11 protein-coding genes are annotated in these 13,069 nt (G+C 59.8%); 8 read left to right on the top strand and 3 right to left on the bottom strand.

Annotated elements, in window-relative coordinates; translation table 11 throughout:
• Position 1: 1 nt before the first annotated feature.
• Genes dnaQ through ACP7E4_RS12775 form a run of 3 tightly spaced genes read right to left on the bottom strand, consistent with a single transcriptional unit; the run spans position 2 to position 2,002 of the window.
• Positions 2 to 760: a DNA polymerase III subunit epsilon gene (gene dnaQ / locus ACP7E4_RS12785; RefSeq protein WP_426114098.1), complete on the bottom strand. Its 759-nt coding sequence runs from the start codon at positions 758 to 760 to the stop codon at positions 2 to 4.
• Entirely contained in the window at positions 753 to 1,205 is a 453-nt protein-coding gene (rnhA, locus tag ACP7E4_RS12780; RefSeq protein ID WP_426114096.1) for a ribonuclease HI, read from the bottom strand. The genes dnaQ and rnhA overlap by 8 nt, the downstream gene beginning before the upstream one ends.
• Positions 1,206 to 1,243: 38 nt before the next feature.
• Positions 1,244 to 2,002: a methyltransferase domain-containing protein gene (locus ACP7E4_RS12775; protein WP_426114094.1), complete on the bottom strand. Its 759-nt coding sequence runs from the start codon at positions 2,000 to 2,002 to the stop codon at positions 1,244 to 1,246.
• Positions 2,003 to 2,085: 83 nt separating this feature from the next.
• Here ACP7E4_RS12775 and gloB point away from each other — a divergent pair, with 83 nt between their 5' ends.
• The 8 genes from gloB (at position 2,086) to fabI (ending at position 12,981) form a co-directional block, all read left to right on the top strand.
• On the top strand, positions 2,086 to 2,865 hold the full coding sequence (gene gloB, locus ACP7E4_RS12770) for a hydroxyacylglutathione hydrolase (protein WP_426114092.1): 780 nt from the start codon (positions 2,086 to 2,088) through the stop codon (positions 2,863 to 2,865).
• Between the two features lie 99 nt (positions 2,866 to 2,964).
• Positions 2,965 to 4,566, top strand: a complete 1,602-nt coding sequence (locus tag ACP7E4_RS12765; protein ID WP_426114090.1) for a LysM peptidoglycan-binding domain-containing protein — start codon at positions 2,965 to 2,967, stop codon at positions 4,564 to 4,566.
• A 220-nt stretch (positions 4,567 to 4,786) separates the two neighbouring features.
• Positions 4,787 to 6,616 carry an extracellular solute-binding protein gene (locus ACP7E4_RS12760; protein WP_426114088.1) on the top strand — a complete coding sequence of 610 codons (1,830 nt, stop codon included), beginning with the start codon at positions 4,787 to 4,789 and terminating at the stop codon, positions 6,614 to 6,616.
• Positions 6,613 to 8,460, top strand: a complete 1,848-nt coding sequence (locus ACP7E4_RS12755) for an extracellular solute-binding protein (RefSeq protein WP_426114086.1) — start codon at positions 6,613 to 6,615, stop codon at positions 8,458 to 8,460. The genes ACP7E4_RS12760 and ACP7E4_RS12755 overlap by 4 nt, the downstream gene beginning before the upstream one ends.
• 1 nt (position 8,461) lies before the next feature.
• Positions 8,462 to 9,535: a microcin C ABC transporter permease YejB gene (locus tag ACP7E4_RS12750; protein WP_426114084.1), complete on the top strand. Its 1,074-nt coding sequence runs from the start codon at positions 8,462 to 8,464 to the stop codon at positions 9,533 to 9,535.
• A gap of 1 nt (position 9,536) precedes the next feature.
• Positions 9,537 to 10,556 carry an ABC transporter permease gene (locus tag ACP7E4_RS12745; RefSeq protein WP_020288773.1) on the top strand — a complete coding sequence of 340 codons (1,020 nt, stop codon included), beginning with the start codon at positions 9,537 to 9,539 and terminating at the stop codon, positions 10,554 to 10,556.
• Between the two features lies 1 nt (position 10,557).
• Positions 10,558 to 12,168 (top strand): ABC transporter ATP-binding protein, encoded by a 1,611-nt coding sequence (locus ACP7E4_RS12740; protein WP_426114082.1) that lies wholly within the window; start codon positions 10,558 to 10,560, stop codon positions 12,166 to 12,168.
• A gap of 18 nt (positions 12,169 to 12,186) precedes the next feature.
• Entirely contained in the window at positions 12,187 to 12,981 is a 795-nt protein-coding gene (gene fabI / locus ACP7E4_RS12735) for an enoyl-ACP reductase FabI (protein ID WP_065833467.1), read from the top strand.
• The last annotated feature ends 88 nt before the right edge of the window (positions 12,982 to 13,069 follow it).

Raw genomic sequence — 13,069 nt, 5'->3', positions numbered from 1 at the left:
ATCAAGCTGACGCCTGGTCCCGAGCTTCCTGCAACTGCACCCACAACGCCGGGGCGCCTGCCGATTTGGCGATAGCGGCCATGCGCACATCGTGCTCGGCCAGCTCGCTTTCGCTGGCACGGATGACGCGGCAACGTGCGCGATCAATCGGCAAGCGACGAATCTCGCTGGCGTTATTGCCGGAACCTTCGCCGGAGCCATTACCGTCTGTGGCATTGCCAGCCAACGACAGGCTGGTCTGGCCGCCGGTCATGGTCAGGTAGACGTCGGCCAGAATCTCGGAGTCGAGCAAGGCGCCGTGCAATTCACGACCGGAGTTGTCGACGCCATAGCGTTTGCACAAGGCGTCCAGGCTGTTGCGCTGGCCGGGATGGCGTTCACGAGCCATCAGCAAGGTGTCGAGCACCGTGCAATGCTGGGTGATATCGGCCTTGTCGGTCTGTCCGATCAGGGCGAATTCGTTATTGATAAAACCGATGTCGAACGCGGCGTTGTGAATGATCAGCTGCGCGCCCTTGATGAATTCGAAGAACTCATCTGCCACTTCAGCGAAACGCGGCTTGCCCACCAGAAATTCATTGGTGATGCCGTGGACGCCAATCGCGCCTTCGTCGCTTTCGCGATCAGGTTGCAGGTAAACGTGGAAATGCCGACCGGTCAGACGACGGCCGATCAGTTCGACGCAACCGATCTCGATGACCCGGTGGCCATCGGTGACCGGCATGCCGGTGGTTTCGGTGTCGAGTACAACACTACGCATGTCTGATGCCTCTCACTTCGTCGACACCCCGATTGGCCAGCTGGTCGGCACGCTCGTTGCCGTAATGGCCGATGTGTCCGCGCACCCATTGCCAGGTCACAGTGTGCCGATTGACTTGTTCATCGAGCAATTTCCACAGGTCGGCGTTTTTCACCGGCTCCTTGGCCGCTGTCTTCCAGCCGCGCTTCTTCCAGTTGACCATCCACTCGGTAATGCCTTTCATGACGTACTGCGAGTCGGTCACCAGGGTCACGTCGCAGGAACGCTTGAGCTCTTCAAGGCCGCGAATCGCGCCTGTCAGCTCCATGCGGTTGTTGGTAGTGTTGGCTTCGCCGCCCCACAACTCCTTTTCGACGCCCTTGCACACCAGCAGTGCGCCCCAGCCGCCTGGGCCGGGATTACCCTTGCAGGCACCATCGGTGAAGATCTCAACGCTTTCGGTCATTACAACTTTTTCCGGAAAATAGTGGGCTTGAGCACAGCCTAGGGTTCGCTACTGCGACGATTCACTTTCGCCATGGGCAGCGGAATGAGCTTGCCCAGGGGTTCACGGCGGGTCTGGCGCACGGGCCGCAGCCCCACCACCATCTTTCGCGCCACTAATAAATAGAAGCCACCGCCGGGGCTTTGCCATCCGCCACCAAGCCGTTCAAGGCCAGACAAACGTGCTTGCCAGGCTGCCGAAGCAAGCGGCGGACGATAGCATCCGAAGCGCCGTTTCTCCAGTGCGAAGCCCAGCAGATTAAGCCAGTCGGCGACGCGCGACGGGGAAATGCAGCGCGCCTTGCGCAACGCGTCCTGGGCGAACGCATGGCGCAATCCCCAGGCGCTCCAGGGGTTGATGCCGATAATCAGCAGATGACCGCCGGGCCGCACACTGCTGGCGGCTTCGCGCAACAGGCCGTGGGGTGACAGGCAGAAATCCAGGCCGTGCTGCAAGACCACCACGTCAGCCGCATGCTCGCTGAGCGGCCAGGCCTGCTCTTCACACACGATCTCAACCCCCGGCAGCGGCGCGCCAAGGCGGACGTTACGCTGCACCTGCTCGGCAGCGGGCGGGGTCTCGGCAGACGGCCCGTAATGCACCAGATAGCCGCCAAAATAACGCCCCAGCTCGTCTTCGAGGACGCGACGTTCTTCCTGCAGCAACAATTGGCCCAACGGCCCGGACAACCACTCACGCGCCGAACTGATCAGCGCCAGCCACTCAGGATCAGCCTGGGCGAAAGCTTCATCGGTCATTTCAGTTCTCCTGAGGGGATGCTCGCCTCGAACGTAATCAGACTCTAAGATGCACCATTGTTTCCCGCTAAGCGAACTGCGCCATGATACAGATCGATGCCCTGCCCGCTTTCACTGACAACTACATCTGGTTGTTACAAGATCCTTCCAGCAAACGCTGCGCCGTGGTCGATCCGGGCGATGCGGCGCCGGTACTGAGCTGGCTGGAACAGCACCCCGACTGGCAACTGAGCGACATTCTCGTCACCCACCACCACCACGACCATGTGGGCGGTGTTGCCCAACTCAAGCAGGAAACCGGGGCCAGAGTGCTTGGTCCGGCTGCGGAAAACATCCCGGCACGGGACGTGGCCCTGGTCGATAACGACCGGATCAACGTCCTCGGCCTGGACTTCGATGTCTATGCGGTGCCGGGTCACACCCTGGGCCACATTGCTTTCTACCATGCACAGACACCGGCGCCGCTGCTGTTCTGCGGCGATACCTTGTTTGCCGCTGGCTGCGGACGCCTGTTCGAAGGCACCCCGGACCAAATGCATCACTCCCTTGGCCGCCTGACCAACCTCCCGGGCAGCACGCTGGTGTACTGCACTCACGAATACACCTTGAGCAATCTGCGCTTTGCCCAAGCCGTTGAACCGCATAACACCGACATCGCCGAACGTCTTGCCCAGGTCAGCCAGTGGCGCAGCGAAAACCGTATCAGCCTGCCTTCAAATCTAGCTCTGGAACGCCGGACCAATCCATTTATCCGCACCAATGAAACATCTGTTAAAGAAAAAGCTGACGAACGGACGGGAACCCAAAACCAGTCCCCGAGCGCGGTTTTTGCTGCATTGCGCGCCTGGAAAGATAAGTTCTAAACAACCCGCAAATCAGTAACAAAATTCTGAATGGTTGACCATTGGCAGGGCTGTTCCTAGAATCGCCCGACATTTTCGCCTGGAACTATCCCCCAGCCAATGTCGTCATCTATAAGCAGAACCCTCAATTCAGACGCATTGACCCGGTTGGCTCAGGCTATCGCTGTTGCCGTGAGCGCTACACTCGCGGGCTGTCAAACCACCAGCCATATCGAGCCCAGCAGTACCCACCGCGCGCCGCCCCTGGCCGCGGGGATCAAGCCAAAACCGATTTTTCTCAGCCACAAACCCACGCCACTTGCGCCAGCGCAGGACGTCTGGGAGCGGATGCGTCAGGGCTTTCAGTTGCAACAAGGCAACGACCTGAACCCGCGAATCGATCAACAGCGCCTCTGGTTCGCCAACAACCCATCGTTCCTCGAGAACGCCGGTGAGCGTGGCAGCCTGTATATGCATTACATCGTCGAGCGTCTTGAAGAGCGCAACATGCCGCTGGAACTGGCCCTGCTGCCAGTTATCGAAAGCGCCTACAACCCAATGGCCGTGTCCCGCAGCAGTGCCGTCGGCCTGTGGCAGTTCATCCCGTCCACCGGTCGCTACTTCAACCTGCGTCAGACCAGCTTCTACGATGGCCGCCGTGACGTTCAGGCGTCGACCGTTGCCGCGCTGGATTACCTGAGCAAGCTGCACGACATGTTCAACGGCGACTGGCTGCTGGCCCTGGCCGCCTACAACGCTGGCGAAGGCACGGTCAGCCGCGCCATCGAACGCAATGACAAGCTCAACCTGCCGACTGATTACTGGAACCTGCCACTGCCGCAGGAAACCAAGGATTACGTGCCCAAACTGCTCGCGCTTTCCCAGGTTGTCCTGGCGCCTGAAGCCTATGGCGTGAACCTGAACCCGATCGCCAACCGGCCTTACTTTGAAGTCGTCGAACTGAACCAGCGGATGGACCTGTCCAAGGTCGCCGCCATGGCCAACATCGATGAAGACGAATTGTTCCAGCTCAATCCGGCCTTCAAGAAGCGCATGACCGTTGATGGCCCGCAGCACTTGCTGGTGCCCACGTCCAAGGCTCAGCTGCTGACCGCCAGCCTGTCGACCATGAAGCCTCAGGAACTGGTCGACTGGCAGCAATACCGCGTGCGTCCCGGCGACACCCTCGCCAGTCTCGCCAGCCGTTATCAGGTATCTGTCAGTTCGTTGAAAAGCAGCAACAAGATTGCCGGCAACAACCTGCGCGTCGGCCAGGCCCTGACCATTCCGACCCAACCTGGCATGAGCCCGGCGCAACCGGTGTTCGAAGAAGTGGCCCGTAACGACAAGCCTGTGCGCAGCCGCAGCTACAAGGTCAAACCCGGCGAGAACCTGACCATGATCGCCAAGGCGAACAAGGTCGACGTCAAGGATCTGCAGCATTGGAACAAGTTGTCCGGGCAGGGCCTGAAAGTCGGCCAGACACTGGTGATGGAAGACAACACCAAGGCCAGAAGCACGGTTGTCGCCAGCACCAAGGCCAAGCCGGGTACCAAGGAAGCGGACAAAAAATCCATGCAGTACAAAATCCAGAAAGGCGACTCGATGTACCTGGTCGCCAAGCGCTTCAACGTCGAGATGCAACATCTCAAGCGCTGGAACCCTCGCACAGGTTCGGCACTCAAGCCAGGCCAGACGCTGACGGTTTATCTGCCGCATTGAGTCCCACCGCCCCATGGACTGACGCCCGTGGGAGCAAGCTTGCTTGCGAAGACAATATTCCAGCCGCAGATGATGTGGCGCTCGGACTACTCCCTTCGCGAGCAAGCTCGCTCCCACATGTCCGTGTTCTACTGTGGGACTCAGCCCTTTGGGCTGTGGTCTTTTTCCTGCCGATACAAGCTGTTACTGTTACCGGCCTAAAGCCCAAGCCGTCTGGATCGTGATACGTCCCTTCCTGCTACTCATTAGCCTGGCCTTGAGCTTTCCCGTCTGCGCAGCCATCAGCGAAAGCCACGGCTATGCGCAATTCGGCGTGCTCAAGTATCCGGCCAGCTTCACGCATTTCGACTGGGTCAATCCCGAGGCGCCGAAGGGTGGCACCTTGCGAATGATGGCTTTTGGCACGTTCGATACGCTCAACCCTTATACCTTCAAGGGCAGCAGCCCGATTTCCACCGGTAATTTCCTGCAGTACGGCGTCAGTGAGCTGAACGAGCCGCTGATGGTCGGCACCGGCCAGTACGACCCTTCCGGGGATGAGCCGACCTCAAGTTATGGCTTGATCGCACAGAGCGTGGAGTTCAGCGAAGATCGCAGCTGGGTGGTGTTCAACTTGCGCCCCCAGGCGCGTTTTCACGACGGCAAGCCGATTACCGCCTACGACGTGGCCTTCTCCTATCGCACGTTGCTGAAAGATGGCCATCCGCAATACCGCACGGCGTTGCAGGAGGTGCAGCGGGTCGACATCCTCAATCGACATCGCATTCGCTTCGTCTTCAAGCGCGCCGGGAATCCGCTGCTGATTCTGCGTCTGGGCGAGCTGCCTGTACTGCCGCAGCACTATTGGAAAGACCGCGACTTCAAGGCCACCACCTATGAACCGCCGCTGGGCAGCGGGCCATACCGCATCACGCGAGTGCAGCCCGGTCGCCAGCTGGTGTTCGAACGGGTCAAGGATTACTGGGGCAAGGACTTGCCGGTGAATCGCGGCAAGTACAATTTTGATCGCGTCGAAGTCGAGTTCTATCGCGACAGCGATGTGGCCTTCGAAGCCTTCAAGGCCGGTGAGTTCGACATTTATATCGAGCATCAGGCCAAGAATTGGGCCACCGGGTATAACTTCCCGGCGGTGGCCAGCGGCGACGTGATCAAGGCGCAAATCCCGCACAAGATCCCGACCCAGACCCAGGGTTTGTTCATGAACACCCGGCGCGCCACCTTTGCCGACGTGAAAACCCGCGAAGCCCTGGGCCTGATGTTCAACTTCGAGTGGACCAACCGCACGCTGTTCAGCGATGCCTACCAGCGCTCGACCAGTTACTACCCCAACAGCGAGTTCTCCGCCAGCGGTCTGCCGACGGGCGCGGAGTGGCTGCTGCTGTCGCAGTATCGCGAGCAATTGCCGCCGAGCCTGTTCACCCAACCCTTTGCGGTGTCAAAAACCGATGGCGGCGGTATCCCACGGGAAACCCTGCGCAAGGCCTTGGGACTGTTCGGCGAAGCGGGCTGGAAGCTGGCGGATCAGCGTTTGATGAATCGTGATGGCCAGCCATTGCGCTTCGAGATCCTGCTGGTCAATCCCAATCTCGAACGCATTCTGCAACCCTATATCGAAGACCTGCGGCGCATCGGTATCGACGCGCGGCTGCGTACGGTGGATCGCGCCCAGTACAAGCAGCGCCTGGATCAGTTCGATTTCGACATGATTCTCATGACCCTCAACCAGACGCTCAGCCCAGGCCTGGAGCAATGGCAGTACTTCCATTCCAGCCAGGCGGCGATTACCGGCAGCAAAAATTACGCTGGTGTCGCCAACCCGGTGGTCGACGGCCTGCTCAATCAATTGCTCGCCGCGCAAACCCGCGACACCCAGGTGGCCGCCGCCCGTGCGCTGGACCGTGTCCTGTTGTCGCAGCACTACAGCATTCCAAACTGGTACCTCAATAATCATCGCCTGGCGTACCGCAACCGGTTCGCCATGGTCACCACCCCGCCCTATACGCTGGGGTTGCGCGCGTGGTGGCTCAAGCCCCTGGAGAAGATTCAATGACCGTTTTGCGTTCCCTGCTGATGCAGGCTGGCGGCCTCTTCCTCGCCGGCCTGGCCTGTACCGCTCAGGCTGCACCCGAACATGCCGTGACCATGTACGACGAAGCACCAAAGTACCCGGCCAACTTCACCCACTTCGACTACGTCAACCCCGATGCACCCAAGGGCGGGCTCTTTCGCCAGGCTGGCTTTGGCAGCTTCGACAGCCTCAACCCGTTCATCAACAAGGGCACCGCCGCCGATGACGTCGGCATGATCTACGACACACTGGCCCGCTCCAGCCTGGACGAGCCGATGACCGAATACGGCCTGATCGCCAGCAAGATTGAAAAGGCTCCGGATAACAGCTGGGTGCGCTTCTACCTGCGTCCGCAGGCACGCTTCCATGACGGCCATCCAATCCGCGCCGAAGACGTGGAATTTTCCTTCAATACCCTGATCAAGGATGGCACCCCGATGTACCGGGCCTATTACGCCGGTGTCGACAAAGTGGTCGTCGAGGATCCGCTGCGGGTGCTTTTCAAGTTCAAGGACAACCAAAGCCGCGAGTTGCCGCTGATCCTCGGCCAATTGCCCGTGCTTCCCAAACATTTCTGGGCCAGCCGCGAGTTCACCAAGGGCAACCTCGAATTTCCGCTGGGCAGCGGCCCCTACAAGGTCGCCGAGGTTAACGCTGGCCGCTCCGTGCGCTACGAGCGAGTCAAGGACTATTGGGCCAAAGACCTGCCAGTCAACCGCGGGCAGTTCAACTTCGATGTCATGAGCTACGACTATTACCGGGACATGGACGTGGCCCTTCAGGCTGGCAAGGCCGGACAGTTCGACTATTGGCTGGAAACCAGCGCGAAGAACTGGGCAACCGCCTACGACACGCCCGCTGTGCGCGAAGGCCGCCTCATCAAGGAAGAACTGCCCAACGGCAACCCTCAAGGCATGCAGGGCTTTGTCATGAACCTGCGTCGCCCGCTGTTCCAGGATCCAAAGGTACGCGAGGCGCTGACCCTGCTGCTCGATTTCGAATGGACCAACAAACAGATGTTCAATGGTTCGTACAGTCGGACCAAGAGCTATTTCGACAACTCGGAAATGGCCGCCAGTGGCCTGCCGTCCGCCGAGGAACTGAAAATCCTCGAGCCGTGGCGCGGCAAGATCCCCGAGCGCGTGTTCAGCGAACCTTTCCAACTGCCGGTCAACGACGGCAGCGGCATGATTCGTCCGCAATTACGGCGTGCCTTCCAGTTATTGCAGGAGGCTGGCTGGACCATCAAGAACGACAAGATGAGCGATGCCGAGGGCAACCCGATGAAACTGGAGTTTCTTCTGGCCCAGACCCAATTCGAACGCATCCTGCTGCCCTACAAACGCAACCTCAGCGATCTGGGGATTGAACTGACAATTCGCAGGGTTGACGCATCGGAATACATCAACCGCCTGCGCTCGCGGGACTACGACATGATTGTCAGCAGCTTTCCCCAGTCCAGCTCGCCGGGCAATGAACAACGCGAATACTTTCACTCCGTCAGCGCCGACCGCACCGGCAGCCGCAATTTCATGGGCCTCAAAGACCCGGCGGTGGACAGCCTGGTGGACGGCCTGATCAACGCCGACTCCCGACAAAGCCTGGTCGACCACGCCCGGGCGCTGGATCGGGTGCTGCTCTGGGGCTTCTATGTGCTGCCGAACTGGCACATCAAGACCTGGCGTGTCGCGTATTGGGATCACATCGCTCATCCCGGCGTAAAAGCGCTATCCGACATCGGTACCAACACCTGGTGGTACAAGCCTGACGCCCGTCCGGCAGCGCCCCAACCAACGGGCAATGCGCCTGCCAGTACGGAGCGCTGAGATGCTGGCTTATATTTTCCGCCGCCTGCTGCTGATCATTCCGACCCTGTTCGGCATCCTGCTCATCAACTTCGTGATCATTCAGGCTGCACCGGGCGGCCCGGTGGAACAGATGATTGCCAAGCTCGAAGGCTTTGAGGGCGCCACCAGCCGCATCGCCGGTGGCGGCGCCGAGGTGTCGGTGGCGGGCTCGACCTATCGCGGCGCCCAGGGCCTTGACCCAGGTTTGGTCAAAGAGATCGAGCACATGTACGGCTTCGACAAGTCGGCGCCGGAACGCCTGTGGATCATGGTCAAGAACTACGCGCACCTGGATTTTGGCGACAGCTTCTTTCGGGACGCCAAGGTCATCGATCTGATTGTCGAGAAAATGCCGGTGTCCATTTCCCTCGGGTTATGGAGCACGCTGATCATGTACCTGGTGTCGATTCCGCTGGGCATCGCCAAGGCCACGCGACACGGCAGTCACTTCGATGTGTGGACCAGTTCGCTGATCATTGTCGGTTACGCGATCCCGGCGTTTCTGTTCGCGATCCTGCTGATCGTGGTGTTCGCCGGCGGCAGTTATCTGGACTGGTTCCCTTTGCGCGGCCTGACCTCCAACAACTTCGACGAACTGAGCACCGGCGGCAAGATCCTCGACTACTTCTGGCACCTGGTGCTGCCCGTCACCGCGCTGGTGATCGGCAACTTCGCCACCATGACTCTGCTGACCAAAAACAGCTTCCTCGATGAAATCGGCAAGCAATACGTGATCACCGCCAAAGCCAAGGGCTTGAGCAATCATCGCGTGCTTTACGGCCATGTATTCCGCAACGCGATGTTGCTGGTGATCGCCGGATTCCCTTCTGCGTTCATCGGCATCTTCTTCACCGGTTCGCTGCTGGTCGAGGTGATCTTTTCCCTGGACGGCCTGGGCCTGATGAGTTTCGAAGCGGCCATCAACCGCGATTACCCGGTGGTGTTCGGCACGCTGTTCATCTTCACCCTGCTCGGGTTGGTGGTGAAGCTGATCGGCGATATCACCTACACGCTGGTAGACCCGCGCATCGACTTTGAAAGCAGGAAACATTGATATGAAGTTGTCTCCTCTCAATCGTCGCCGCTTCGAACGATTCAAGGCTAACAAGCGGGGCTGGTGGTCGTTGTGGTTATTCTTGATCCTGTTCGGCCTCAGCCTTGGCGCAGAACTGATCGCCAACGATAAACCGCTGGCCGTGCGCTATGACGGCAGCTGGTATTTCCCGGTGCTTGAGCGCTACCCGGAAACCACGTTCGGCGGCGAATTCCCGCTGGAAGCCAACTACAAAAGCCCCTACATCAAGGAACTGCTGGCCGCCAAAAACGGCTGGGTGTTGTGGGCGCCGATTCCGTTCAGCTACCAGAGCATCAACTACGACCTGAAAGTTCCGGCACCTGCACCACCATCGGCAGAAAACCTGTTCGGCACCGATGACCAGGGCCGTGACGTGTTGGCCCGAGTCATCTATGGTTTCCGGGTTTCGGTGCTGTTCGCCCTGACCCTGACCATCCTCAGCTCGATCATCGGCGTGATTGCCGGTGCCTTGCAGGGCTTTTACGGCGGCTGGGTGGACCTGCTCGGGCAGCGCTTCCTGGAAATCTGGTCGGGACTGCCAGTGCTGTATCTGCTGATCATTCTCGCCAGCTTCGTCCAGCCCAACTTCTGGTGGCTGCTGGGCATCATGCTGCTATTTTCCTGGATGAGCCTGGTGGACGTGGTGCGCGCCGAATTCCTGCGTGGGCGCAACCTGGAATACGTGCGTGCCGCCCGGGCGCTAGGCATGGAGAACGGCGCGATCATGTTCCGCCATATCCTGCCCAACGCGATGGTGTCGACCATGACGTTCATGCCGTTCATCCTCACCGGCGCAATCGGCACCCTGACGGCGCTGGATTTCCTCGGCTTTGGCCTACCCGCCGGCTCGCCATCGCTGGGCGAACTGGTGGCGCAGGGCAAATCCAACCTGCAGGCTCCGTGGCTCGGCATCAGCGCCTTCGCCGTGCTGGCCTTGATGCTCAGCCTGCTGGTGTTTATCGGTGAATCCGCCCGCGACGCTTTCGACCCAAGGAAATGAGATGAACAATGACAATCTGATCGAGATTCGCGATCTGGCCGTCGAGTTCGTGGCAGGCGAAGGCTGTCAGCGCGTGGTCGAAGGCATCAGCTTTGATATCCGCCGTGGGGAAACCCTTGCGCTGGTGGGTGAAAGTGGCTCGGGCAAGTCGGTGACGGCGCACTCGATCCTGCGCCTGCTGCCCTACCCGCTCGCCCGTCATCCAAGCGGCACGATTCATTATGCCGGGCAGGACTTACTGACCCTGAGCGAGAAAAAACTGCGGGCGATCCGTGGCAATAAAATCGCCATGATCTTTCAAGAACCGATGACCTCGCTGAACCCGCTGCAATCGATCGAAAAGCAGATCAACGAAGTGCTCGGCCTGCACAAAGGGCTAATGGGCAAGGCGGCCACACATCGCACCCTGGAGCTGCTGGAGCTGGTAGGCATACCCGAGCCGCAAAAAAGACTCAAAGCCCTGCCACATGAGCTCTCAGGCGGTCAACGCCAGCGTGTGATGATTGCCATGGCCCTGGCCAACGAGCCCGAGCTGCTGATCGCCGATGAACCGACCACCGCGCTGGACGTTACGGTGCAGCTGAAAATCCTCGAATTGCTCAAGGAATTGCAGGCGCGCCTGGGCATGGCACTGCTGCTGATCAGCCATGACCTGAACGTGGTCAAGCAAATAGCCAATCGCGTATGTGTCATGCAGCGCGGTTGCATCGTCGAACAAGCATCCTGTGAGGAGCTGTTCCGTTCGCCTCAGCATCCGTACACGAAAATTCTGCTCAGCGCGGAGCCCAGCGGCGGTCCTGCGGCCAATCCGGCCGGTGCGCCACTGCTGGAAGTGGAGGATCTGCGGGTCTGGTTTCCGATCAAGAAAGGTCTGCTCAAACGGACCGTGGATCATGTCAAGGCAGTGGACGGCGTTCAGTTCAGTCTGCCTCAGGGGCAAACGCTGGGGATTGTCGGCGAAAGCGGTTCGGGCAAATCGACCATGGGCCTGGCGATTCTCCGGCTGATCGGTAGCCAGGGCGTCATACGGTTTCAGGGCAAGACGCTAGACTGCCTGTCGCAGCAGGAGATTCGCCCGCTGCGCCGACAGATGCAGGTGGTGTTTCAGGACCCGTTCGGCAGCCTGAGCCCGCGTATGTCGGTGGGGGAAATCGTCGGCGAAGGCCTGCGTATTCATCGCCTGGGCACCGCAGCCGAGCAGGAAATGGCAATCATCGCGGCGCTCAGGGAAGTAGGTCTGGATCCGGAAACCCGGCACCGCTACCCCCACGAGTTTTCCGGTGGGCAGCGGCAGAGAATCGCCATTGCCCGGGCATTAGTGTTAAAACCGGCGCTGATTTTGCTGGACGAGCCCACTTCGGCGCTCGACCGGACAGTCCAGCGTCAGGTAGTGGAGCTGCTGCGTTCACTGCAAACCAAGTACAACCTGACGTATTTGTTTATCAGCCATGACCTGGCGGTCGTCAAAGCGCTTAGCCATCAGTTGATGGTGGTCAAGCAGGGCCAAGTGGTCGAACAGGGTGACGCGCAAGCTATCTTTGCCGCACCGCAACATCCTTATACACAGCAGCTGCTGGAAGCCGCCTTTTTGGCGCCGGTAGCTGTCGATTAACCTGAAGAGGAACAACACATGGGTTTTCTCGCCGGTAAGCGCGTCCTGATCGTCGGTGTCGCTAGCAAACTGTCCATCGCATCCGGCATCGCTGCCGCCATGCATCGCGAGGGTGCAGAGCTTGCCTTCACCTATCAGAACGACAAACTCAAAGGTCGTGTCGAAGAATTCGCCGCAGGCTGGGGCTCCAATCCTGAACTGTGCTTCCCTTGCGACGTCGCCAGCGACGAAGAAATCGCCAAGGTCTTCGAAGAACTGAGCAAGAAATGGGACGGCCTGGACGTGATCGTTCACTCCGTGGGCTTCGCACCGGGCGACCAGCTCGACGGCGACTTCACCCAAGCCACCACCCGCGAAGGCTTCCGCATCGCGCACGACATCAGCGCCTACAGCTTCGTGGCCCTGGCCAAGGCCGGCCGCGAAATGATGAAAGGCCGCAATGGCAGCCTGCTGACCCTGTCGTACCTGGGCGCAGAGCGCACCATGCCTAACTACAACGTGATGGGCATGGCCAAGGCCAGTCTGGAAGCGGGCGTACGTTATCTGGCTGGTAGCCTTGGCCCGGAAGGCACGCGCGTCAACGCGGTATCGGCTGGCCCTATCCGCACCCTCGCCGCTTCCGGGATCAAAAACTTCCGCAAAATGCTGGCAGCCAACGAAGCGCAAACCCCACTGCGTCGCAACGTGACCATCGATGAAGTCGGCAACGCCGGCGCGTTCCTGTGCTCGGACCTGGCGTCCGGCATCAGCGGCGAAATCATGTACGTCGACGGCGGCTTCAACACCACCGCGATGGGTAACCTCGAAGAGTAATCTTCACGGCGTTACCCAGGCCCGCCGCTCGCAAGAGTGGCGGGCTTTTTCGTGGGCAATCTGTCACGGGCAAATCGCGAACCCAGTG

This window comes from Pseudomonas sp. DSP3-2-3, assembly GCF_049898225.1.
Classification (GTDB): domain Bacteria; phylum Pseudomonadota; class Gammaproteobacteria; order Pseudomonadales; family Pseudomonadaceae; genus Aquipseudomonas.
The sequence above is the reverse complement of the archived record's forward strand: the minus strand, read 5'-3'. Positions and strand labels throughout refer to the sequence as shown.

Bases quoted from the DNA above. Each gene is read 5' to 3' on its own strand.
- ACP7E4_RS12775 (WP_426114094.1), bottom strand. From the start codon at position 2,002: ATGACCGATGAAGCTTTCGCCCAGGCTGATCCTGAGTGGCTGGCGCTG.
- ACP7E4_RS12745 (WP_020288773.1), top strand. From the start codon at position 9,537: ATGAAGTTGTCTCCTCTCAATCGTCGCCGCTTCGAACGATTCAAGGCT.
- ACP7E4_RS12740 (WP_426114082.1), top strand. From the start codon at position 10,558: ATGAACAATGACAATCTGATCGAGATTCGCGATCTGGCCGTCGAGTTC.
- dnaQ (WP_426114098.1), bottom strand. From the start codon at position 760: ATGCGTAGTGTTGTACTCGACACCGAAACCACCGGCATGCCGGTCACC.
- fabI (WP_065833467.1), top strand. From the start codon at position 12,187: ATGGGTTTTCTCGCCGGTAAGCGCGTCCTGATCGTCGGTGTCGCTAGC.
- ACP7E4_RS12765 (WP_426114090.1), top strand. From the start codon at position 2,965: ATGTCGTCATCTATAAGCAGAACCCTCAATTCAGACGCATTGACCCGG.
- ACP7E4_RS12755 (WP_426114086.1), top strand. From the start codon at position 6,613: ATGACCGTTTTGCGTTCCCTGCTGATGCAGGCTGGCGGCCTCTTCCTC.
- ACP7E4_RS12750 (WP_426114084.1), top strand. From the start codon at position 8,462: ATGCTGGCTTATATTTTCCGCCGCCTGCTGCTGATCATTCCGACCCTG.
- rnhA (WP_426114096.1), bottom strand. From the start codon at position 1,205: ATGACCGAAAGCGTTGAGATCTTCACCGATGGTGCCTGCAAGGGTAAT.
- gloB (WP_426114092.1), top strand. From the start codon at position 2,086: ATGATACAGATCGATGCCCTGCCCGCTTTCACTGACAACTACATCTGG.